The 20,279-nt window shown below is 71.3% G+C and carries 19 protein-coding genes; 5 read left to right on the forward strand and 14 right to left on the reverse strand.

The features are described from left to right. Positions 1-55 precede the first annotated feature (55 nt). The gene (locus tag ACWGIG_RS07480; RefSeq protein WP_453320585.1) at positions 56-388 is read right to left on the reverse strand and encodes an ANTAR domain-containing protein; all 333 of its coding nucleotides are present in this window, start codon (positions 386-388) and stop codon (positions 56-58) included. A gap of 402 nt (positions 389-790) precedes the next feature. On the opposite strand from ACWGIG_RS07480, the gene ACWGIG_RS07485 reads away from it, so the two are divergent. Then, positions 791-1,519, forward strand: a complete 729-nt coding sequence (locus tag ACWGIG_RS07485) for a GAF and ANTAR domain-containing protein (RefSeq protein WP_453320586.1) — start codon at positions 791-793, stop codon at positions 1,517-1,519. A gap of 52 nt (positions 1,520-1,571) precedes the next feature. Here ACWGIG_RS07485 and ACWGIG_RS07490 read toward each other — a convergent pair whose 3' ends face one another. Next, positions 1,572-2,315 (reverse strand): GAF and ANTAR domain-containing protein, encoded by a 744-nt coding sequence (locus tag ACWGIG_RS07490; RefSeq protein ID WP_453320587.1) that lies wholly within the window; start codon positions 2,313-2,315, stop codon positions 1,572-1,574. 114 nt (positions 2,316-2,429) lie between these two features. Continuing rightward, positions 2,430-3,176, reverse strand: coding sequence for a GAF and ANTAR domain-containing protein (locus tag ACWGIG_RS07495; RefSeq protein WP_453320588.1), 747 nt, complete (start codon positions 3,174-3,176; stop codon positions 2,430-2,432). 173 nt (positions 3,177-3,349) lie between these two features. Here ACWGIG_RS07495 and ACWGIG_RS07500 point away from each other — a divergent pair, with 173 nt between their 5' ends. Together ACWGIG_RS07500 and ACWGIG_RS07505 are read left to right on the forward strand one after the other, a co-directional pair. Further along, the gene (locus ACWGIG_RS07500) at positions 3,350-4,912 is read left to right on the forward strand and encodes an FAD-dependent oxidoreductase (RefSeq protein WP_453320589.1); all 1,563 of its coding nucleotides are present in this window, start codon (positions 3,350-3,352) and stop codon (positions 4,910-4,912) included. A gap of 148 nt (positions 4,913-5,060) precedes the next feature. After that, a complete protein-coding gene (locus ACWGIG_RS07505; RefSeq protein ID WP_453320590.1) occupies positions 5,061-5,558 on the forward strand; it encodes a hemerythrin domain-containing protein in 498 nt (165 codons plus the stop codon). A gap of 285 nt (positions 5,559-5,843) precedes the next feature. Here the strand turns inward: ACWGIG_RS07505 and ACWGIG_RS07510 are convergent, their stop codons facing one another. The 4 genes from ACWGIG_RS07510 to ACWGIG_RS07525 all read right to left on the reverse strand — a co-directional run bounded on the left by ACWGIG_RS07510 (position 5,844) and on the right by ACWGIG_RS07525 (position 11,087). Further along, complete coding sequence (locus ACWGIG_RS07510; RefSeq protein WP_453320591.1) at positions 5,844-6,542, reverse strand: DUF6766 family protein; 699 nt, start codon at positions 6,540-6,542, stop codon at positions 5,844-5,846. An 83-nt stretch (positions 6,543-6,625) separates the two neighbouring features. Continuing rightward, on the reverse strand, positions 6,626-7,045 hold the full coding sequence (locus ACWGIG_RS07515) for a hypothetical protein (RefSeq protein WP_453320592.1): 420 nt from the start codon (positions 7,043-7,045) through the stop codon (positions 6,626-6,628). Positions 7,046-7,245: 200 nt separating this feature from the next. Next, positions 7,246-9,591 carry a phosphoketolase family protein gene (locus tag ACWGIG_RS07520; RefSeq protein WP_453320593.1) on the reverse strand — a complete coding sequence of 782 codons (2,346 nt, stop codon included), beginning with the start codon at positions 9,589-9,591 and terminating at the stop codon, positions 7,246-7,248. A 233-nt stretch (positions 9,592-9,824) separates the two neighbouring features. Then, entirely contained in the window at positions 9,825-11,087 is a 1,263-nt protein-coding gene (locus tag ACWGIG_RS07525) for an FUSC family protein (RefSeq protein ID WP_453320594.1), read from the reverse strand. A gap of 121 nt (positions 11,088-11,208) precedes the next feature. Here ACWGIG_RS07525 and ACWGIG_RS07530 point away from each other — a divergent pair, with 121 nt between their 5' ends. Further along, positions 11,209-12,090, forward strand: a complete 882-nt coding sequence (locus ACWGIG_RS07530) for a DUF72 domain-containing protein (RefSeq protein ID WP_453320595.1) — start codon at positions 11,209-11,211, stop codon at positions 12,088-12,090. Between the two features lie 27 nt (positions 12,091-12,117). Here the strand turns inward: ACWGIG_RS07530 and ACWGIG_RS07535 are convergent, their stop codons facing one another. From ACWGIG_RS07535 to ACWGIG_RS07550, 4 genes are all read right to left on the reverse strand, one after another. Beyond that, entirely contained in the window at positions 12,118-12,300 is a 183-nt protein-coding gene (locus tag ACWGIG_RS07535) for a CDGSH iron-sulfur domain-containing protein (protein WP_453320621.1), read from the reverse strand. A 61-nt stretch (positions 12,301-12,361) separates the two neighbouring features. Beyond that, complete coding sequence (locus ACWGIG_RS07540) at positions 12,362-13,015, reverse strand: HemK2/MTQ2 family protein methyltransferase (protein ID WP_453320596.1); 654 nt, start codon at positions 13,013-13,015, stop codon at positions 12,362-12,364. Positions 13,016-13,187: 172 nt separating this feature from the next. Next, a complete protein-coding gene (locus ACWGIG_RS07545) occupies positions 13,188-14,213 on the reverse strand; it encodes an iron-containing redox enzyme family protein (RefSeq protein WP_453320597.1) in 1,026 nt (341 codons plus the stop codon). A gap of 176 nt (positions 14,214-14,389) precedes the next feature. After that, positions 14,390-15,355, reverse strand: coding sequence for an LLM class F420-dependent oxidoreductase (locus tag ACWGIG_RS07550; RefSeq protein WP_453320598.1), 966 nt, complete (start codon positions 15,353-15,355; stop codon positions 14,390-14,392). Between the two features lie 175 nt (positions 15,356-15,530). Here ACWGIG_RS07550 and ACWGIG_RS07555 point away from each other — a divergent pair, with 175 nt between their 5' ends. Then, positions 15,531-16,565, forward strand: a complete 1,035-nt coding sequence (locus tag ACWGIG_RS07555) for a PHP domain-containing protein (RefSeq protein WP_453320599.1) — start codon at positions 15,531-15,533, stop codon at positions 16,563-16,565. Between the two features lie 36 nt (positions 16,566-16,601). On the opposite strand, the gene ACWGIG_RS07560 is transcribed toward ACWGIG_RS07555, so the two are convergent. From ACWGIG_RS07560 to ACWGIG_RS07570, 3 genes are all read right to left on the reverse strand, one after another. Next, positions 16,602-17,657 carry a M48 family metalloprotease gene (locus tag ACWGIG_RS07560; RefSeq protein WP_453320600.1) on the reverse strand — a complete coding sequence of 352 codons (1,056 nt, stop codon included), beginning with the start codon at positions 17,655-17,657 and terminating at the stop codon, positions 16,602-16,604. Positions 17,658-18,133: 476 nt separating this feature from the next. Further along, a complete protein-coding gene (locus ACWGIG_RS07565) occupies positions 18,134-18,691 on the reverse strand; it encodes a dihydrofolate reductase family protein (protein ID WP_453320601.1) in 558 nt (185 codons plus the stop codon). Between the two features lie 300 nt (positions 18,692-18,991). Continuing rightward, a complete protein-coding gene (locus ACWGIG_RS07570) occupies positions 18,992-20,200 on the reverse strand; it encodes a hypothetical protein (protein WP_453320602.1) in 1,209 nt (402 codons plus the stop codon). Positions 20,201-20,279 lie beyond the last annotated feature (79 nt).

The raw sequence follows: 20,279 nt of genomic DNA on the forward strand, positions 1-20,279 counted from the left end.
GGCACCGGGACGGGCGGGCGGATCGCGCAGCGGCCGAGCGCCGGAGGCCGCGGCGCTACGCGGGCGCCCCGTCGCCCTGTCGGACCCGGTCGAGGGCCTTGGCCAGTGCGTCCCTGATCGGCCGGCACGGCGGAGGCCCCTGCACGCTGTCGACCAGGCGCCGGGCCACGATGTGCAGCTTGACGTTGGTGTGCTGGGACACTTCGACCAGCACCTGCCACGCCTGTGCCTGGGAACAGGGGGCCATCGCCATCACCATCCCACGGGCCATGTCGATCACCGGCTGCGTCTCCAACGCCCGTCGGAGCCATTCGATCTCCGCCCGCAGTTCGGCGGGCGACTCCGGATGCGGCGGTATCGTCCCCGACGTGGTCCGGGGCTGCGGCACGGTCGCTCTTCCCCTTCCCCCACCGAACAGATGCTGCACAGCCTCGTCCTCGCTCGGACTCGTCGATGCCACCGGGGTCCTCCTCCCTCCCACCGCTCCACGAGGCGGTGGGGCCACTCCTTCGAAGCTCCTTGTTCCCTCCCGCACGCGTGCGGGAACAAGGAGTTGAGCCAACTATTACCAAGGTTCGGGACGTCTCCGCTCCACCACTCCCCCGGACCGTCACAGGGCGACCGCGCGCATTCAGGGCGCCCGCGCCCCGGTGCCTGCCGCTGCCGCACGTCATCGCCCTGGGCCGCCCCGGGTGGGAGAGTGGCGAGTACGAGGTTTCCGACGGCTCCCCACCACCGGGCGGACACCGTCCTTTTCGGACAGGGCCGCATCGGCCCGGGTTGGAAGAACATGGCTGAGGAGACCGAGCCGCAGACCCCGGATCTGATGGAACTGCTCCTGGAGACCGACAGCCTGGACGGCTTCCTGCTCTCCCTGGCGCAGCGCGCCTCCGCCCACACGCCTGCCTCGGACGGCTGCGGCATCACCCTGGAGCGCGGGGGGCGCCCGCTGACCGTGGCGAGCGCGGGCACCAGCGCGGAGCAGCTGGACGAGAAGCAGTACGGGCAGGACGACGGCCCCTGCCTGACCGCGCTGCGCACCGGCCTGGAGGTGAGCATCCCCGACATGCTCACCGAGCAGCGGTGGGGGGCGTACCCTGCGTACGCCGTGGCCAGCGGCACCCACTCGTCGCTGTCCCTGCCGATCGCCGCGCACACCCACACGGCGGGGGCGCTGAACCTCTACTCCGCGAAGGAGGACGGTTTCGCGGACGCCGACCTGGCCCTGTTGCGCGGCCTGGCAGCCCAGGCCACCGGCGCCCTGGCACTGGCCCAACGCATCGCCGACGCCCAGGAGTTGGCGGCCGACCTCCGGACGGCCCTGATCACGCGGGCGCTCGTCGACCATGCCATCGGCGTGATCATGGGGCAGCGGCGTTGCACGGCCGACGAGGCGTGCGCCGTGCTGCGGGCCGCGTCGCAGCACAGGAACGTCACACTGCGCACGCTGTGCACGGAGCTCCTCACCAAAATCGGTGGCCGGCCCCCGTCGGCGGGCGGTCTGCAACCACGCCCGTGACGTGGGAGCCCGGCCGCCGACCGCCTCCACGGTCAACGGCCGACGCGTCCGATCACGGGGAAGCGGTACGAGCCGCCATCACCTCGCACGGGTCGAGGGTGCGGCGGACGAGCTGCTGTGCGGCGTCCGAGGGGCTCATGCCGTGCAGGCGGCTGTAACGGTGCAGGGCTGCGTCGGCCTCCTGAACGCCGATGCCACCGGCCGCGGCGAGCAGCCCTTTGGCCGTCTCGATGGTCGCCTTGACGGACACCGCCGCCTGCACCTGGGTCAGCACGTCGTGCGGGCGGGCGGGGTCCGCCTGCCAGCGGACCACGGCGACACAGGCGACGTCCGCGAGTGCCTGGGCCAGAGCGAGTTCCGTGTCGGTGAGCGTTCCGGGATCCTCGCGCAGCAGGTTGAGCGCGCCGACGCCCTGCCCGTTCACCTTCATCGGGAGCGCGTAGGCCCCGCGGAAGCCCAGTTCGCGGGCGAGCGGTACGAAGTCCGGCCACCGGGATTCCTGCGTGGCCAGGTCGGGGACGTCGAGGCGGTGCTGCTCGTGCCAGGCGTCGATGCACGGCCCCTGCCCGCTCTGCATCTGGAACAGTTCCAGCAGCGCGGCCCGGCTGTCGGAGACAGCCATGGTGCGCAGGCTTCCCCGCGCGTCGATCATCATGATTCCGGCGGCGTCCGTGCTGGTGAGCGCCACACAGTGGGCGGCGAGGCGGTCCAGGAGCACGGTGGGGTCGACGTCCTCGGCAAAGCTGTCGGCAAGGCTGACGAACGCCTTCGCGATGTGCTGCTCGCGGCTGATCATGCTGGTTCACCGTCTCTGTCCTTGCCGGGAAGCCCGACAGGTGCCGGGCTCCTGGTCCCTGCTGTGCTGCCGTTCCACCGTGGCACGTCGACCGCGGCGGACGGCCTGCGAGGGCTACGCATCGAAGGTCACCTTCCGGTCGATCACGTCGTGCGCGGCTTCGCTGACGCTCTGGCCGTGGACGAAGGCATGCGCCCGCAACCGGGCCAGCGCCTGCTGCGGCTCCACGTCCAGATAGAACATGATCATGCCGGTCGCCTGCTGGACCTCGTCACGGTTGGCCTCGGCGCCCTTGAGCCAGGACGCACTCCCGTCGGGGACGGCCGACGCCTGGAGATTCACGAGCGCGAACATGATGGCGTCCGCCGCCAGCAACGCGCTGCTCAAATCCCCCACCGCCATCTCACCGGGTACGTCCCGGTAGAGGTCGAGCGTGCCCAGCACCTGCGCCTCCACGCCCAACGGCAGGGAGAACACCGCACGCACCCCCATCGCGACGGCCTGCCCGGCGAAAACCGGCCAGCGCCTGGCATCCGGGCCCGCGCTCAGATCGCTCGCCAGCACCGGAGCCGCCAGGTCCACCGCCCGCTGGCACGGGCCGTCGCCCAGCGAGTACTGCGCCTCCGCGAGCCGCCCGGCCACCTCGTCGCTCGACCACCAGACCATCCGGCTCGTACCGTCCCCGTTCAACGAGATGGACGCACCGGTGACCGGCAGCTGGTCCACGCACACCTGGCACAACCGGGCCGGCACGTACTGCACGTCACCGCCTTCGGCCAACACCCGCCGCAACGCGCGCTGCACCGGGGAGCCGGAAGGCCTGTCGCCGTCAGGCGGGCGCTCACCCGAGTCCGTCACCATCCACCTCCGCCCGCACGTCCCTCGCTCCTCACGATCTCACGACAGCCCGTGCCAAAGGGTCCTCGCGCGACGCTCCTCCGCCGTCCGCCACCCGGTCCGCGCTCTCGTACGCACTTCTTTCCGTACGCACTTCCCGCACGCATCTTCCGATCGGATCGAGGAACCCTTCCCGTATGAACGCACCCCACATCCCGGAACCCGCACCCGGGCCGCTCCCCGGCCGCGACGAGTCGTACTGGATGGCCACCAGCCCCTCCACCTCCCTGCCTCCGCTCCGTGCCGACGCGGAGACGGACGTGGTCGTCGTGGGCGGCGGCATCGCCGGGCTCAGCACCGCCTGGGAACTCGTCCGCACGGGGCTCCGTGTCGTCGTCCTTGAAGCCGACCGGATCGCCGCCGGCGTCACCGGCCACACCACCGCCAAGGTCTCCGCCCTGCACGGGCTGGTCTACGACCGTCTGCTCAGCACCCGCGGAGAGGAAGCCGCCCGGCTCTACGCCCGGTCCCAGCAAGGGGCCGTCGAGCACATCGCCGCCGTCGCCGCGGAGCTCGGGGCCGACTGCGCGTGGGAGCGCCGTCCCGCCTTCACCTACACCACCGGGCCGGAAAATCGTGCTGTGCTGCGTACGGAGGCCGCCGCCGCCAGGGCGGCCGGACTCGACGCCACGTACGTCGAGGAGACCGGGCTGCCCTTCGACGTCGCGGGGGCCGTACGGGTGGAGGAGCAGGGGCAGTTCCACCCGCGTGCCTACCTCCTGGCCCTGGCGGACGACCTGCGGGCGCGCGGCGGAGTGGTCCACGAGCGGACCCGGGTGACCGGACTGCACGAGGGCAGCCCGTGCCGGGTCACCACCGAGAGCGGGCACACCGTGACGGCCAGGGACGTCGTCGTCGCCACCCACTACCCGGTGTTCGACCGCGCCCTGCTGTTCGCCCGCCTCTCACCACGCAGGGAACTCGTCGTCGCCGCACCGCTGGACGCCGGGCACGACCCCGCCGGGATGTACCTGACCGAGGACGACGGAAAGCGGTCCGTACGCACCGCTCCGTACGGGGCAGGAGACCGCCTCCTCATCGTGACCGGAGAGGGCTTCACCCCCGGCGAGGGCGACACGGCCGCCGGCTTCGCCCGGCTCGACGCGTGGATGCGCCAGCACTTCCCCGTGGGGGACACCGCCTACCGGTGGGCGGCCCAGGACAACGACGTCAGCGACACCGTGCCGATGATCGGCCCCTACCACCCGGGTGCCCGCCACACCTACGTCGCCACCGGTTTCGGCGGCTGGGGCATGACCGGCGGCGCCCTGGCAGGGCAGCTCCTCTCCCAGCTCGTGCACGGGGAGAAGCCGCCGTGGGCGGGCCTGTACGACCCGCGCAGGCTCTGGAGTGCGGTGCGCGAGGCGCCTGCCCTGCTGAGGCAACAGGCCGACGTGGCACGGCACTTCATCGGCGACCGGCTCTCGACCACGCATGTCGACTCGGTGGCCGAGATCGCCCCGGGCACGGGCGCTGTCGTACGGATCGACGGCAGCCGCTGCGCCGTCCACCGCGATGAGTCTGGCACCACCCATGCCGTCTCGGCGCGCTGCACCCACCTCGGCTGCCTGGTCGCGTTCAACGCCGCCGAAAGCGCCTGGGAATGCCCGTGCCACGGCTCGCGCTTCGCTCCGGACGGCACCGTCCTCCAGGGCCCCGCCACCAGGCCGCTCGCGCCCCGCGACGTGGGGAAGCAGTAGGTCCCGCCGCGCCACTGGGACGCCCTGCCGGCCGTGGCACGGGAGAGCAGGTCGGCCGGGGTGAACTCCTCGATCGAGGAGCGGAGAAAGGGGGCGGACGGGGTAGTCGGAAAGGGACATTGCCGCCGACCACATGTGGAGGACGACCGTGGCAGATCATTCGCAGGACGTGGTGGAGCTGATCCTGAACGACCACCGGCGCATGGAGGAGCTGTTCCGTCGCATGCGCAGCGTGGAGGACGACCGGGCCAGGGCGCTGCGGGAATTCTCCGCGCTGCTGATCGCGCACGGCGAGGCGGAAGAGGAGGAGGTCTATCCCGCCCTCAAGCGGTACAAGCACATCGACGACGACGAGGTGGAGCACGGCGTCGAGGAGCACACCGAGGGAAACGAAGCCCTGCTGGCCCTGCTCGAAGTCGATGACGTCGGCTCGGACGACTGGGACGACAAACTGGAGAAGCTCGTCGAAGCCGTGGCCCACCACACCGACGAGGAGGAACGCACCATCCTCAACGGCGCCCGCGAGAACGTCACCGACACCCGCCGCAGCGAACTCGGCGCAGCCTTCTGGGACGCGCGCGGCCGACACCTCAAGGCTGACTGCGGCTCGTTGGAGAACGTACGCAAAGTCGTTGCGGATTCCTGAAGGCGGAGCTCGACGCACCGACGCGGAGTCGGCCCGGTGACGAGGAGACCGCTGCCTGCGCTGCCGCTCACCGGGTGGCCCGGGGGGGCGACCGGCGTCCCCCTCCCTTCCCCCGCTCGGGGACTCGGCGCAACCGTGGGACCTGTGTGCGCCCCCTGGGGCGGCGCGGGGGCAGCGCGCCGTAAGCCACCGGGCCGGGGCCTGCCCCTCATCTGGCTGTCGGCGGGGCGGGGCCCACCCGGCCGACAGCCGCCGGCGGGCGAGGCCGGGTGTCCGCACCGCGGGTCATCCCTCGATGCCGGTCGAGGTGTGCGGCGCTCCCACGGGTTTGGACTCGGGCGAGCCCCGCTGGCGCAGGTAGACGGAGAAGATGGCCATGGAGGCGACGGCGAGGAGCTCCGACTGCCAGTTCTGCAGGCTCCGGCTCCAGAAGTCCGCGGACATGACGTACTGCCCCCAGTCGACGGGGCCCTGGAGCCGGCGCAATTGCCGCTCGTTGTACGCGGCGGCGCCGGCGATGGACTGGGCCAGCCAGGACAGCACGAAGAGCGTGGCCATCATCAGGCCGAGCGACCGGGAGAAGACCGCCTGGCGCACCCCGCCGATGCCTGCCCAGCGCGGCGAGTCCGGGCGCGCGTGCGCCCCGACCCGCTGCTCCTCGTCCGATTGCGTACCGGCCTTGTGCATTTCCTTCGACTCCGGCGAGCCGCGCTGGAGCAGCCACACGGTGGCGACGATGTAGAGGAAGAACTGCAAGTACTCCGACTGCCAGTTCTCCGCCACGTCCACGGCGAAGTCCGAGGACGCCAGGTAGTCGAGGAGGCCGATCTCCGCGAGCCCGTCCGTGACGAGCTCGTTGTTGAATTCGGCGCAGCCCGCCACCGCCTGCCCTGCCAGGGCGAGCAGAAATGCCGCTCCGAAGCCGAGAGTTATGCCGTTGTCCCGTACGAAGTGGCGCGCACCGTCCTCCTTGGCCGCTGTCATCTCTGCATCAGTCCCACCGTGATGAAGTACGCCACGCCGCCCAGGACGACGGTCAGGCAGAGCGCGAACATGGTGCGCAAGGGTCAGCCTCCTTTGACCGAGCACTGGTAGGGTCGGCCGGAGCGGGGCCGGCACCCGGCGGCGACGACCTTCCAGCCGTCCGGGAACTGCGACAGGAACAGCGTGTCCGAGGCCAGTACGGCCCGCGCCTGACGCCCGTACACGTCCACCGCACCAACCGGTCCTCCGGCCGGCAGGCCCTGCTCTCCGATCACCTCGACGCACGGCTTCCGCTCCGAGTCCTGCACCTCACCGCGCGTGTCCGGGGCCAGGGCGGCGCACATCGCCACGTGGTCGCCCCCGGCCAGCGCCTCCTCGAAGGCCGTGGCGGCAGCCCTGGCTCCGGCACTGCGCCCACCGGTCCCACCGCAGGCGGCCAGGGCAGGCAGGAGCACGCCCAGCAGGACGAGCGCCCGCGTGACGCGCCGATGTCGTCGGCTCACAGCTGGCTCCTTCTGTCCGGCGGATCACGTCCGGCCCCATCGTGTACGGCCGTCCGTCCGGAGCGCCGCCGGACACGCCCTGCCACCGGCCGGCGGTCAGTCCTTCGCCCGCCGGCCGAGCACGGCGCGTATCTCCGCCGCCCCCTGTCGGGTGTCGCCCGTCGGGATCACGAGGACCAGGAGATGCGGGCCCGAGCTGGTCACCCCTCCCACTTCCACCCGGTGATCTCGGCGGGGTCGGTGCCCGTGCGGCGGATCTCCTCGCGCAGCCGGTCCCGGTGGCGCAGGTGGGCGGCGGCCAGGTCGCCGGTGACGGTGGCACGTCCGTGCAGGTGGCTCAGGGCGGTGGCGGCGAGGTCGTGGCGGGAGACGCCGTTGCCGGCGAGGAGGTCGTACGGGGTGGTGGTCGTGCCCTCCTCGACGTATCCGCGTACGTGGAAGCGGCCGGGTTCCGGGCGGCCGTGGAGGAGTTGGTGGACGGCCGAGGGGTAGCCGTGGAAGTCGAAGACCACAGGGGTGTCCGTGCCGAACAGTTCACGGAACTCCGCGTCGGGCATGCCGTGCGGATGGCGGTCCGGCGGGGCGAGCGCGCACAGGTCCACGACGTTGACCACGCGGATGCGGGCGTCGGGCAGGTCGTGGCGCAGGAGCTGGACCGCGGCGAGTGTCTCGACGGTGGGAATGGATCCCGCGCAGGCGAGGACCAGCTCGGGGTCGTCGCCGTCGTGGGTGGAGGCCCAGTGCCAGGTCGAGGCGCCCGCTGCGCAGTGCCGGCGCGCCTCGTCGAGGCCGAGCCACTGTGCGGCGGGGTGTTTGCCGGAGACGACCAGGTTGACCCTGCCGGTGTCGGCGAGGACGCGTTCCATGGTGACCAGCAGGGTGTTGGCGTCGGGCGGGAGGAAGACGCCTGTGACGGTGCTCTTCTTGGTGAGGAGGTTGTTGATGAAGCCGGGGCCCTGGTGGCTGTAGCCGTTGTGCTCCTGGCGCCAGCCCTCGCTGGTGAGAAGGTAGTTGAGGCTGCTGACCGGGGTGCGCCACGGCACCTCGGCGGACATCTTCAGCCACTTCGCGTACTGGTTGAGCATGCTGTCGACGACCGAGGCGAACGCTTCGTACGTCGGGAAGAGTCCGTGTCGGCCGGTCTGGAGGTAGCCCTGGAGCCAGCCCTGGCAGTTGTGCTCGGAGAGCACCTCCATGACGCGTCCGTCGCGGGAGAGGCCCTCGGCGTACTCGTCGACGGGCCAGGTGTAGGCGCGGGCCGTCGCGTCGAGGACCCCGTCGAGCTTGTTGGAGGCGAGTTCGTCGGGGGACACGATCCGGAAGTCCCGGCGGGTGTCCGTACGGCGCACGATCTCGGTCAGCCAGTGGGCGAGCACCTCGTTGGGGCTCGCGGAGACGCTGCCCGGGCCTTCCTTGACGTCCACGGCGTACGGGTCGAGGGGCGGGAGGGACAGGGGCTTCCTCAACCGGCCGCCGTCGCCCGCGGGTTGCATGCCGATGCGCCGGTCTCCCCTGGGGCACACGTCGACGACGTCGGGACGGGGGCGGCCGTTCCCGTCGAAGAGTTCGTCGGGGGCGTACGACCTGAGCCAGGCTTCCAGGGCCTCGAACTCTTCGGGGTCGTCGTGGACTTCGGCGAGGGGGACCTGGTGGGCGTGGAAGGTTCCCTCGATGCGCTTGCCGCCGACCTCGGCGGGTGCGCCCTGCCCCTTGAGGCTGCGCAGCACGATCATCGGCCAGGCCGGCCGCTCGGGGACGTCGCCCGCGCGGGCCCGGCGCTGGATGCCGGTGATGGCCGTGTGCGCGTCGCGTACGGCGCCCGTCATCCGCTCGCTGTGGGGATCCTGCGTCATGTCGACGATGCGGGGGTCCCAGCCGTACCCGCGGAACAGTGCGGTCAGCTCGTCGTCGGACATCGTCGCGAAGAGGGTGGGCGAGGAGATCTTGTAGCCGTTGAGGTGCAGGACCGGCAGGACCGCGCCGCCGGTGACCGGGTCGAGGAGCTTGGTGGAGTGCCACGCCGCCGCCGTCGGCCCCGTCTCGGCCTCGCCATCGCCGACGATGCAGGCCACCAGCCGGTCCGGGGCGTCGAGGGCGGCGCCGAAGGCGGTGGACAGCGCGTAGCCGAGTTCGCCGCCTTCGTGGAGGGTGCCGGGGAGGGCGGGTGAGAGGTGGCTCGGGAAGCCGTCGGGGGCGCAGTAGCGCCGGGCCAGCTCGCGCAGGCCCTCTTCGGTGCGGGCCAGTGCGGGGTCGTAGTGCTCGTGCGTGCCCTCCAGCCAGAGGTTGGCGTGGTTGGCGGGGGCGCCGTGCCCCGGCCCTGTGACGAGGAGTACGTCGGTGTCACGTTCCCTGATCAGGGAGTTGAGGGCTGCGTAGGTCGTGGTGATGCCCGGACAGGAGCCCCAGTGGCCGAGCAGGCGGGGCTTGAGGTGCTCACGGCGCAGCGGTTCGCGCAGCAGCACGTTGTCCTGGAGGAAGATCAGCGCGGCGGCCACGTAGTCGGCCGCGCGCCGGTAGGCGCGGGTTCCGTTCGGTCCGAGCTCCATGGGACACCTTTCGTTTCCGTACGTACCTCGCTCGCCTGCCCCGAGAGCCATGGGTGACACCGGCCGGCGGACGCCCGGGACCTCGCGGACGCAGGGCACCGGTCGAGCCGACCGCGCATTTTCGGGCCGGGCAAGCCCGGTGCGTCACCCGGGTGACGACGGCGGTGGAGACTGGTCCGCCGCGAGACGCCTCGGGCGGCCGTGCGCCTCTCTGCGCCCGGGACGGCAGCCGCTCATTCCCGTGCCCAGTGACGCAACGCGTCGCAGCAGTGCCGGCACTCTTCCCTGAGGCGGGTCGCCTCGACCACCAGCACGCCGTACGGGCGCGACGGGTCCGCGAGCGGCAGTTCGCGCCGGACGGCCTCTTCGGCAAGGGCCCTGCGCAGGTGCTCCGCCTCTTCGGACAGCCGGTTCAGTTCCTTCGCCTGGGAGGGGAGCCGCTCTTCGTCGAGTGCGACCAGGACGTGGGCGAACTCGACCAGGGAGTCCAGGAAATCCGCGTAACTCCGCAGGAAGGGCAGGTCCTCGTGCCTGTCCTCCCCCTGCTCGTACCACTGGTCGAGGCTGCGGGTGAGGGAGGCCACCTGGTACAGGGTGCGGACCAGTGCTTCGAGTACGGTCGCGTACCCCTGGAAGCTGGTGTGGGTGCGGTGCCCGCGCAGATGGCGGCGGGGGTTGAAGTGGACGCTGTCCTGCGCCGTGCGCATGCTCGCCCTCGCCCGGGTGATCAGGACGTCGGTCATGTCCGCCCGCCGGCGCAGCCGACCGGTGCTGTCCCCGCCCGGTTCGCCCTCGCGCAGTACGGGAGCGATGTCGGCCAGCAGCTCGGCGAGGGTGCGCGCGAGGGTGCTGATGCCGAACTCGGCGCTGCGGTGGCGCATGGGCGGTACGACGACGCTGTGGACCAATGTGCCGATGGAGCATCCGATCAGGACCAGCAGCACGATCTGGGCGAGCTGTGCGAGACGGTCGCCGTCGTCGGTGGCGGCGGTGTAGGTGGCGAACGCGAAGAACGCGGCCGTGGGCACCTGGGTGCCCTGCGAGCCGAGTCTCGCCCACTGTCCGACGACCAGCGCGACGAGTGCGACCAGTACGAAGGCCACCAGGCCCGGACCGGCCGCCAGACCCAGTGCCGCCTGCACGGCGACGCCCACGACCACTGCTCCCGCGTACCGCAGCGACTGCACCACCGACTGGTAGACGGTCGGCTGCATCACCAGGACGGCCGAGAACGGGGCGAACGCGGGAGAGCGCGCGCCCATCAGGTCGTGGGCGACGACCCACGCGAGGGCCGCCGCCAGGACGCTCTTCCCGATCAGCAGCACGGAGTGCCGCTCGTGCCCGGAATGGCTCGCGGCCCGCCGCCACCACTGCGCGAAACCGCTCAGGCGCGCACGAACCGGTGGTCGGCCGGTGCGGCGCCCGTGGTGCTCGCCGGTGCGCGGGCCACCGGCACCGAGGTCTGTACGGGGGTCGTTGTGCTGCTGGCCCGCCATGGGGAATTCCTTTGCTCTGCTGCTGCTTCGCCCGCGGCCTGCGAGGTACCCGCGTCAGGGACACCTACTCGTACTCGCACCACTCTCGGGAGGCGACATCACTGCCGCGAACGCAGCGAACGTGTCCGTCGGCGCCTGTTCCTGGACCGACCCGGCGCTGGTCTCCAGCGGCTGGTACCCGCCGGGCTCCCGAGGAGCGGAGGGCCGGCTGCGGCACTATGCCTCCCGGTTCCCCCTGGTCGAGGTGGACAGCAGTTTCTACGCACTGCCCACCGAGCGGGTGGCCGGTCTGTGGGCCGAGCGGACTCCGGACGGCTTCGTCTTCGACGTCAAGGCTTTCGCCCTGCTCACCGACCACAGCGCCCGCACCGCGGCGCTCCCCCCGGAACTGCGGCACGCGGCGCGGGGCGCGACCCGGGTCCGCGGGCGGGACCTGCCGCCGGAGGTGCTCGACGAGGTGTGGCGGTTGTTCCGCGCCGGGCTCGCTCCGCTGCGCGACGCCGGGCGGCTGGGGAGCGTGCTGTTCCAGTTCTCCCCGCGGTTCGGTCCGCAGGCCCGCTCCCTGGCGTATCTCGACGAGTGCCGCGAACGCCTCGACGTGCCCGTCGGTGTGGAGTTCCGCCACCCCGGCTGGTTCGCACCCCGCACGCTGCCCGGCGCCCTCGCGTTCCTGAGGGAGCGGGACCTGCCGCTGGTCGCCGTCGACACCGCGCAGGGCCTGCCCTCCTCGCTGCCCCCGGTGGCGGAGGCGACGGCCGGGAACCTCGCGGTCGTACGGTTCCACGGGCGCAGCCCGCAGTGGGGAGCCGGCAGCAAGGAGGACAGCTACCGGCACCACTACACGGAGGCCGAGCTGCTCCCCTGGGTGCCGCGCGTCGAAGCGCTCGCCGCACGGACCCGGCAGGTCCACGTCCTGTTCAACAACTGCTGCGCAACCGCCTCGGTGACGGCTGCGGAGCTGATGAGCCGGCTGCTCGGACAAGAGAGGCCGAGGGCGGGGTGACGGTGGCCCACGGACCGCCACCCTGCTTCACCCTCCCGTCGCCCCGGGTGTGCGCCGCCGGTGGCTGGTGTCGCACCACGGGTAGCGGCGGCTGCGGCGGCAGGTGCACAGCGCGACCCGGAAGCGGTCGGAGCGCACGGTGGTGCCGTCCTCCAGGGTGACTTCCACCGGGCCTTCGACCAGGAAGGGGCCCTCCTGCTGGACGGCGATGCGGCAGGGTTCCGCACGGCCCTTCGGCCCGCCGGGCGGTACGTCCGCGTCGGACGGCGCGTCAGGGAGTTCGTTCGGCACGGATGACCACCAGCTCTTCCTCGATGTCGCCGGGCTCGACCAGCCCTCTCGCACTCAGGTACCCCCGCCTGCCCCGCAGCACCGGGCCGAACCGGACGAAGGCGCGCTCCACCGTCGACGCCTTGAGGCCGGCCCCGCGCAGCGTGCCCAGGGTCCGCTCCGGGTCGCTCAGCACGGAGTGCACCAGCAGCAGCACCCCGCCGGGTCTCAGCAGCGGCGGGGCCTCCCGGCACAGCCGGTCCAGGACCAGACGGCCGTCGAGCCCGGCGTCCCATCCCCTGGCCCGTCCGTGCGTCGGCAGGCCGGGGTGGGGCGAGGGGACGTAGGGCGGGTTGCTGAGGATGAGGTCGTACGTCCGGTCCGCGGCCGGTGTCAGCAGGTCGCCGCGCAGGACGCGGACCGGGAGCCGGGCCAGGCGGGCGTTCAGGTGTGCGGTGAGCACGGCCCGCCGTGACACGTCGACGGCGGTGACCCGTGCGCCCAGCCGGGCGGCGACCAGGGCCAGCGCCCCGGTGCCGGTGCAGACGTCGAGGGCCTCGGCCCGGGGCGGCAGGTTCTCCTGGTACAGGGCGGACGCGAGGAGGGCGGTGTCGGCCTGCGGCGCGTAGACGCCGGGCAGCGCGAGGAGAGTCATCCGCGACCCGCTGCCGGGGCTGCCGGATCCAGAGCCGTCGGAGCCGACTGACCGACAGCTCCCGTCCCGCACCGCTCTCGCCTCGTAATGCCTGTGAGGCCTGTGAGGCCTGTGAGGCCTGTGAGGCCTGTGAGGCCTGTGAGGTCCAAGAGTCCGGTGAGTCCGGTGAGGCTCATGACGCGGGACCGGACGTCCGCGGCTCCAGCGGCTCCAGCGGCTCCCTCAACGACGACGCGCCCGCCCGCCAGCGATCCAGCAGGTGCTCCCCCAGCCGGTCCTCCAGGAATCCGGTCGCGTCGATGCCGAACACGATGTCGGCGGCGAGGTGCGGCTCGGCCTCCAGCAACCCGCCGATCACGTCGTGGCGCACGACCTGTTCGTGCACGGCGTCCGCCTCGACGTGCTCGGTGTAGAAGTGCTCGGCCGCAGGTCCGGCCCCCGTGCGCGCCATGGCCCGGGCGAGCCGGCGTGAGCCGGGCGACGAGGTGATCTCGACGGCGGCGAAGTGCCCGACCAGGGCGCCGCGCAGACTGCGGTGCAGGCCGAGGAGAGACATGAGGTTGACGGTGGCGAGGGCCTGCGCGCAGCCCGCGTCCGCGTATCGGCCGTAGGAGGTGTCCAGCCCGAGGTCGGCCATCAGGTCCGCGAACAGTACGGCGTGCACCCGCTCGGCCCGCCCTCCCCCGTACTCGTCGAACTCCACCGCCGCCATGCCCGCCTTGGCCCGTCCCCACAGCCGGGGCAGCACCCAGGCGTGCGGATCGGCCTCCTTGAGGTGGTAGAGGGAGCGCTGGGCGGCGTACTCACGCAGTTGCCACAACTCGCCGCGGTCGCTGAGCCAGTGCGAAACGCCGGTCCCGTGGACCGGTTCGACGAGCAGTTCCGCGAGGGCCTCGTCGACGCTGCGGGGGCGGGTCGCGTCCTGGCGCAGCGCGGTCAGGAAGCGGTTCTCCAGCTGTCGGCGGAAGGCGAGCAGGGCGGGATCCCATTCGTACGCGTCGTCGACTCCGGCGAACCCGCGGTAGTGCAGCTCGTAGCAGAGGTACAGGGCGAGTTGCAGGTCGTCCCCGTACGGGGCGGCCTGCCGGAGCGGACCGTCGGCCGCCGCCGGGCCGGTCCCCCGGAACGTGTCGACAACGAAGGCGGAGAGCGCGCCCCGGGGTGGGGGCACCACAGGGCCGGTGGGGTGGAGGGGCATGAGAGTGGCGGTACCCGCAAATCGACGTGCGGAACGCAGCAGCCGCGTCCGACACAGCCAAATGGCCGCAGGAGCGGCCCGCCCGGTCGGTTCCCACCCCGTGGTCGCGCGGCCCGGCCGGATCCGCGCACACCCGGAACTCCCGAACCCCGTCGCTGTCGTCCGTATAGAACTCCTCAGAGTGTGCGGAGGGCGGGCAGGAGTTCCTTCTCCGCCCAGTCGATGAACGGGCGCTGGTGCTCGCCGCCGACCTGGACGAGGGCGATCTCGGTGAAGCCCGCTTCGGCATAGGGGCGTACCGCTTCGACGAAGTCGTCCACGCGGTCGCCGCACGGGATCGTCCGGGCCACGTCCTGCGGCGTGACGAACCGGGTGGCTCCGGCGAAACCGGCGGGCCCCGGCAGTTCGGAGTTGACCGGCCACCCTCCGGCGAACCAGCGGAACTGGTCGTGCGCGCGGGCGACCGCCGCGTCCCGGTCGGTGTCGAAGCAGACCGGGAGCTGGCCCACCCGGGGCTTGCCGCTGCCGCCGTGCCGGTCGAACGATTCGATCAGGCCGGCCTTGGGCTCGGTCGCGATGACCAGGTCGCCGAGGCGGCCGGCGAGGGAGCAGGAGCGTTCGCCCGAGACGGCGATCCCGATCGGTGGGAGCACGTCGGGCAGGTCCCAGAGCCTGGCGTTCGCCACGTCGAAGTGCGCGCCGTGGTGGTTGACGTCGCCGCCCGCGAAGAGCGATCGGATGATCTCCACCGCCTCTTCGAGCATGTCGATGCGTTCCTGCGCGGAAGGCCAGCCGGCACCCACCACGTGCTCGTTGAGGTTCTCGCCTGAGCCCAGGCCCAGCCGGAACCGCCCCTCCGAGAGCAGCTGCATCGTGGCCGCCTTCTGCGCGATCACCGCCGGGTGGTACCGCACGGTCGGGCAGGTCACGTACGTCATCAGCGGGATCCGCTCGGTGGCCTGGGCCGCGGCGCCGAGGACGCTCCATGCGTACGGGGCGTGCCCCTGCGACTCCAGCCAGGGGAAGTAGTGGTCCGAGGTGACGGAGAAGTCGAAACCGGCCCGCTCCGCCGCGACCACGTCGCCCACGAGAGCGCGGGGGCCTGCTTGCTCTGTCATCATCGTGTAGCCGATTTGCACCATAAAATGCGCAGTTCCCTCCTTTCCCGCTGTGAAACCTTTCGGGTGGAGAAGCCGGGGTGGGGCACGGTGCGGCCGAGGCGGGGCACGGTGCGGCCGAGGTGCCGAACGGTGTGTACCGGGGGAGCCTGGAAGTGCGACAAGGCTGTGGGTACCCCGACAGCGGCCGGAGGTGGCGATGGAGCCCGTGGAGGCACTGGAGCGCATCGCGTTCCTGCTGGAACGCCACCGTGCCCCGACCTACCGGGTACGGGCGTTCCGCACCGCCGCAGCGGTGGTGCGCGAGCTGACACCCGCCGAGCTGGCCGAGCGCGCCGGGCACGGGACCCTGGAATCGCTCAAGGGCATCGGCCCCAAGACCGCAGGCGTGATCAGCGAGGCCCTGGCCGGCGAGGTGCCCGCCTATCTGGAGCGCCTCGAAGGCGAGGCCCTCACTCCGCTCGTCGAAGGTGACGCCGGCACTCGTCTGCGCGCCCTGCTGAAGGGCGACTGCCACCTGCATTCCGACTGGTCGGACGGCGGCAGTCCCGTCGAGGAGATGGGCCGCGCGGCGCGGGACGTCGGACACGACTGGGCCGTGCTCACCGATCACTCGCCCCGGCTGACCGTGGCCCACGGTCTGTCGCCCGAGCGACTGGCCGAACAGCTGGACCTCGTGGCCGAGTTGAACGCCCGGTGGGCACCTTTCCGGCTGCTGACGGGCATCGAGTGCGACATCCTCGACGACGGCACCCTCGACCAGGAGCCGGAGTTGCTCGACCGGCTCGACGTGGTCGTGGTGTCGGTGCACTCCAAGCTGCGGATGGACGCGGCGGCGATGACCCGCCGCATGGTGGCTGCCGTCAGCAGTCCCAGGGCCGATGTGCTGGGCCACTGCACCGGGCGCCTGGTCACGGGCCGGGGCAGGCCCGAGTCCGCATTCGACGCGGACGCGGTCTTCGCGGCGTGCGCAACAGCCGGAACGGCCGTGGAGATCAACAGCCGCCCCGAACGGCTCGACCCGCCCCGTCGCCTGATCCGCAAGGCGGTGGAGGCGGGAACCCTGTTCGCCGTGAACACCGATGCGCACGCCCCCGGCCAGCTGGACTGGCAGGTGATCGGATGCGCGCGGGCGGAGGAGGGCGGGGTGCCCGCCGAACGCGTGGTGAACACCTGGGACGCGTCGAGACTCCTGTCCTGGACCGGGGCGAGCCGCAAGCGCGAAGTCACTTGACCGACGGAGCACCCTGACGCCGGGCCGGACTCCGTCTCATTTCCGCACACGGGCTTGCGTCGGCAACACGGCCACGGCGGCAGCCGGCAACAAGGGCAGGGCTGCCGCGACGATCACGACGACGAGGGCCGGGCCCGGGCCGAAGGTCTCAGCGACGGACCGGGTCACATCGAGCTCTGGGCTGGAGGACAGGCACACCGGCTGCTCACGCGCCGCATCACCCACGCACCCCAGGTCGATCGCACGCAGCCGCATGGCCCAGGTCCATGACAGGGCGACCAGCCAGGACCCGACGATGCCAGCGGCGGGCACCCCGAGCCACAGCGCCGTGCGCAAGTGTGCGTTCGCAGGATGCCAACGTCGCCAGGAAGCAGCCACCACCAGCAGCCACCCGCACAACAAGACGGCGCTTGCCGCCGTGGCGAGCAGCGTGCTGACACGTAGGGGAATCCCGGTGGCCTCGACCCCGCCCAACCGGGTGGACGCCGCCGCGTAACTGCCGCCGACCAGACCGGCGGCAATCGGAGTGTCCGGCGAACTTTTGGGATCTGCCCAACGAAGCAGCAGATCCTGAAGGGTACTGAGGGCGATCCCGGCGAGGGCTCCCGCCAGCAGCACGTGTCCGACCGAAGAACTGAGCAACACATCGGGGTCGAGCAGGGTCGCGCGACGCTCGCGCGACGTCGGGTGGCGCAGAAGCCGTTTCATGTGTCGGCCAGGGGGACCGGGCGCGCAGGGGCCGTCCCGCAGCACGGTGCTCATCGCCGCCGCATCGTAGGCCGTTGAACGGGCGTCCGCCGCATGTTCGCGGGCCCGCAGGAACGCACGACTCACAAGTTCGGCGATCAGGACCAGGGCGACGATGCGGATCGTGACCACCATCGACTCGTGGGCAGAACTGTCGGACACCGTCACGGCGACCAGGAAGAAGGCGCCGATGGCCACGTTCTGCGCCCGCAGAACCATCATGATGCAGTGCGACCACAGGTCATCGGCCTTCACGTGTGCGAGCTCGTGACGCATGATGGCCGCGAATGCTCTCCGCGCTTCCTCCCCCTTGTGGTGCAGCGCGAGAGTCTCCGGCCCCAGCACGAGTCGCGGGGATCCTTGGTACCCGAACCTGAAAAGCGATTTCGGTGATCACGCCGTCCAGTTCGGCGAATGGCGTACCCCATAATTTTCGGGTCCGCCGTCGCCGCCATCGAGCAACTCCTCCGTACAGAGCGACTCCCGCGAGCAGAGGCCATGCGAGATGACGAATGGCTGCCACCACACCGCTGCAGACCAATGCCGCAACGGGCGTGAGCAGTTCCACCACTCCTGCAGCGCCAAAGCCGAGCGCGTCGTCCTTCGCTCGCAAGAATTTACGTTCGGCCTGCTGGGCAAGATCCCTTGCCGACAACGGCCCCACGCCCACAGACACTCGATGCTCTTCGACCCCACGCACCTCATGGGAACGAGATTTCACCATCGGAAACGATCTCGTTTCCGAGAATGGTATGGGTGCAGCTCCTTCGAGTCATCCATATGACAGCAATGGTCGGACGACCCTTCTTCGATGGTGCGGCTCAACGGGTCCGGTAGCGGGCGTAGATCAGTCCGCTGTCGAAGGCACGCTCCTCGACCCGTTCGAGATCGAGGCGCACGCCGTCCGGGAAGAACCGCTTGCCGCCGCCGACCACGCTCGTGGTGATGAACAGGTGGTACTCGTCCACCAGGCCGGCCGCGATCGCCTGGGCCGCGAGGTTCGGACCGTCCACGGTGAGGTCGTGATCGGCCTCCGCCTTGAGCTTGCGCACCGCGTCCGGGTCGAAGGTCCGCTCGATCCTGGTCTTCGCGCTGGACACCGAGTCAAGTGTCGTGGAGTACACGATCTTCTCCGCGGCCTGCCAGTCGCGGGCGTACTGCAGGATGTGCGGCGGCTGGTCGGGCTCGGTGTGCGCGGTCTCCCAGTAGACCATCGTCTCGTACATCCGTCGGCCGTAGAGGTACGTGCCGACGGGGCGGAAGAGGTCGTTGATGAAGGAATGCACCTCCTGGTCCTCGGCCCCGGTGCCGAGGTCGCCCTCCGCCGCCTCGGCGTAGCCGTCGAGCGAAGTGATCATCGAGTAGATGAGCTTTGCCATGGGTCTCCTTCGGGTACGAGCGCGTCGGGGGCAGCACTCCTGCACATGGTGACCTCCGCACGACCCGGAACTCATCGATCGGCCGGCGATCGGTCTGGCTCCTGGATCCGGACGCGGGACCAGCCCTCGCCCGCGGTCGCGAAGTTCCCCGCCCCCATCACCCCGTCACCACCCCACTCGAACAAGCGCAGATCACCGCTCGTGGTGCAGATGCTCACGTCCACAGCGGTTTCCCCAGTACGAGACGGACATTCGATCCGTGGCCCAGAGTGTGCAGCTCATCCTCCGTCCAGACGCGTCCTAGAACGTCGCCAGCTTCCTCACCACGACGTCGGCTGCCCGTGCATAGCGATTCGGCTCGCCCGTCTGAGCCCGCCCCGGCGGCCCTGCACTCTCGCTGTGCGCGACGAGCCTGAAGATCAGTGCACGGACCAGCATCTGCGGCCAGTCGGGATGACCGCTGCCGGCCGTCAGCAGGTCGGACGGAAGGTCGAACCACAGCAGGCCGTCCGCCACCACGACGGCCTCGGCGAACAGCGGGGGCCGCCAGTACGGGGAAAAGTCGATCACGGCAGGCACTTGATCCGCAGCGAACAGCACATTGCCCGTGAGATCGCCGTGGATGAGTTGAGCCTCGTCCTGCCGCACCGGACGCCTCAGCTCCAGCAGGGTCGAGAACGGTACGGCGAGGTCATCGATCACGTCGACGGCCTGCTCGCCCCACGCGACTCGGTCGGCCACCGCCCAGGGATGCACCTGCTGGTCGAGGAAGTCGGGCCGCGGCACCCCTCGCAGAGCGGCGTGGAAGGCACGGCCTGCGCTGAGCACACCGCTCCAGTGCCCCTGCGGACCGGGTTGACCGGTCAGGAACTCGTCGGCGGTCCAGCCGTCCACGACGCTTCGCCCGTCGGCGGCCCGCAGCGGCAGCGGAACGCGGAAGCCACTGCACGACGCCAGCTCCTCGAACAAGGAAGCCGCCCACTCGGCCTCGTTGTCAGGGCCCTCGGCAGGCTTGAAGACAAACCCACCGACGCGAACACTTCGGCCCTGCCCACCGACCAGCGGTACAGCAGGACCCTTCACACCGAAGGCGGCAAGGACGGCGGGGGCCGGGACGGCATTGCTCGGCAGCTCGGTCATGCCGGGCATCCTGTCGACATCACCTTGCCCCGCGCACCTTGATTTCACCTCCCCGGCGCACCTTGATGGCGACAGGACCCCGATTAGGCGGTCGCTGAACGTCCCGGGCGGCCGGGTGGCGCCCTCCGCCCGGTAGGCGCGTACGGCCGGGTCCGTGAAGGTGAGGGTGAGGGCCGGGCAGGCGTCTTCGGGGGCGTCGCCGTCCTCGGGCGAACAGGCCATCACGTCAAGGGGGTTGAGGCCGGGGCACACGGCCTGGGCGGGTACGTCCACCTTCAGCGACAGGCGCTTGCCCGGGCCGATCTGATGCACCCCGGACGCCGGCGGCTCGACCGCTCGCGCGTCCGGCCCCTCCTCGACGACCGTCACGTCCAGCCCAGCACGGGGTCCCCCTCCCGCTCCCCGGCTCCCCGCACCGCGGGGCGGACATCCCCCTGTATCCCGCACC

The sequence above is a fragment of the Streptomyces sp. NPDC054863 genome (genome assembly GCF_053610825.1).

Excerpts from the sequence above, each read along its gene's own strand:
- ACWGIG_RS07495 (WP_453320588.1), bottom strand. The coding sequence starts at position 3,176 with ATGGTGACGGACTCGGGTGAGCGCCCGCCTGACGGCGACAGGCCTTCC.
- ACWGIG_RS07485 (WP_453320586.1), top strand. The coding sequence starts at position 791 with ATGGCTGAGGAGACCGAGCCGCAGACCCCGGATCTGATGGAACTGCTC.
- ACWGIG_RS07520 (WP_453320593.1), bottom strand. The coding sequence starts at position 9,591 with ATGGAGCTCGGACCGAACGGAACCCGCGCCTACCGGCGCGCGGCCGAC.
- ACWGIG_RS07555 (WP_453320599.1), top strand. The coding sequence starts at position 15,531 with ATGGAGCCCGTGGAGGCACTGGAGCGCATCGCGTTCCTGCTGGAACGC.
- ACWGIG_RS07500 (WP_453320589.1), top strand. The coding sequence starts at position 3,350 with ATGAACGCACCCCACATCCCGGAACCCGCACCCGGGCCGCTCCCCGGC.
- ACWGIG_RS07510 (WP_453320591.1), bottom strand. The coding sequence starts at position 6,542 with ATGACAGCGGCCAAGGAGGACGGTGCGCGCCACTTCGTACGGGACAAC.
- ACWGIG_RS07540 (WP_453320596.1), bottom strand. The coding sequence starts at position 13,015 with ATGACTCTCCTCGCGCTGCCCGGCGTCTACGCGCCGCAGGCCGACACC.
- ACWGIG_RS07545 (WP_453320597.1), bottom strand. The coding sequence starts at position 14,213 with ATGCCCCTCCACCCCACCGGCCCTGTGGTGCCCCCACCCCGGGGCGCG.
- ACWGIG_RS07490 (WP_453320587.1), bottom strand. The coding sequence starts at position 2,315 with ATGATCAGCCGCGAGCAGCACATCGCGAAGGCGTTCGTCAGCCTTGCC.
- ACWGIG_RS07550 (WP_453320598.1), bottom strand. The coding sequence starts at position 15,355 with ATGGTGCAAATCGGCTACACGATGATGACAGAGCAAGCAGGCCCCCGC.
- ACWGIG_RS07525 (WP_453320594.1), bottom strand. The coding sequence starts at position 11,087 with ATGGCGGGCCAGCAGCACAACGACCCCCGTACAGACCTCGGTGCCGGT.
- ACWGIG_RS07565 (WP_453320601.1), bottom strand. The coding sequence starts at position 18,691 with ATGGCAAAGCTCATCTACTCGATGATCACTTCGCTCGACGGCTACGCC.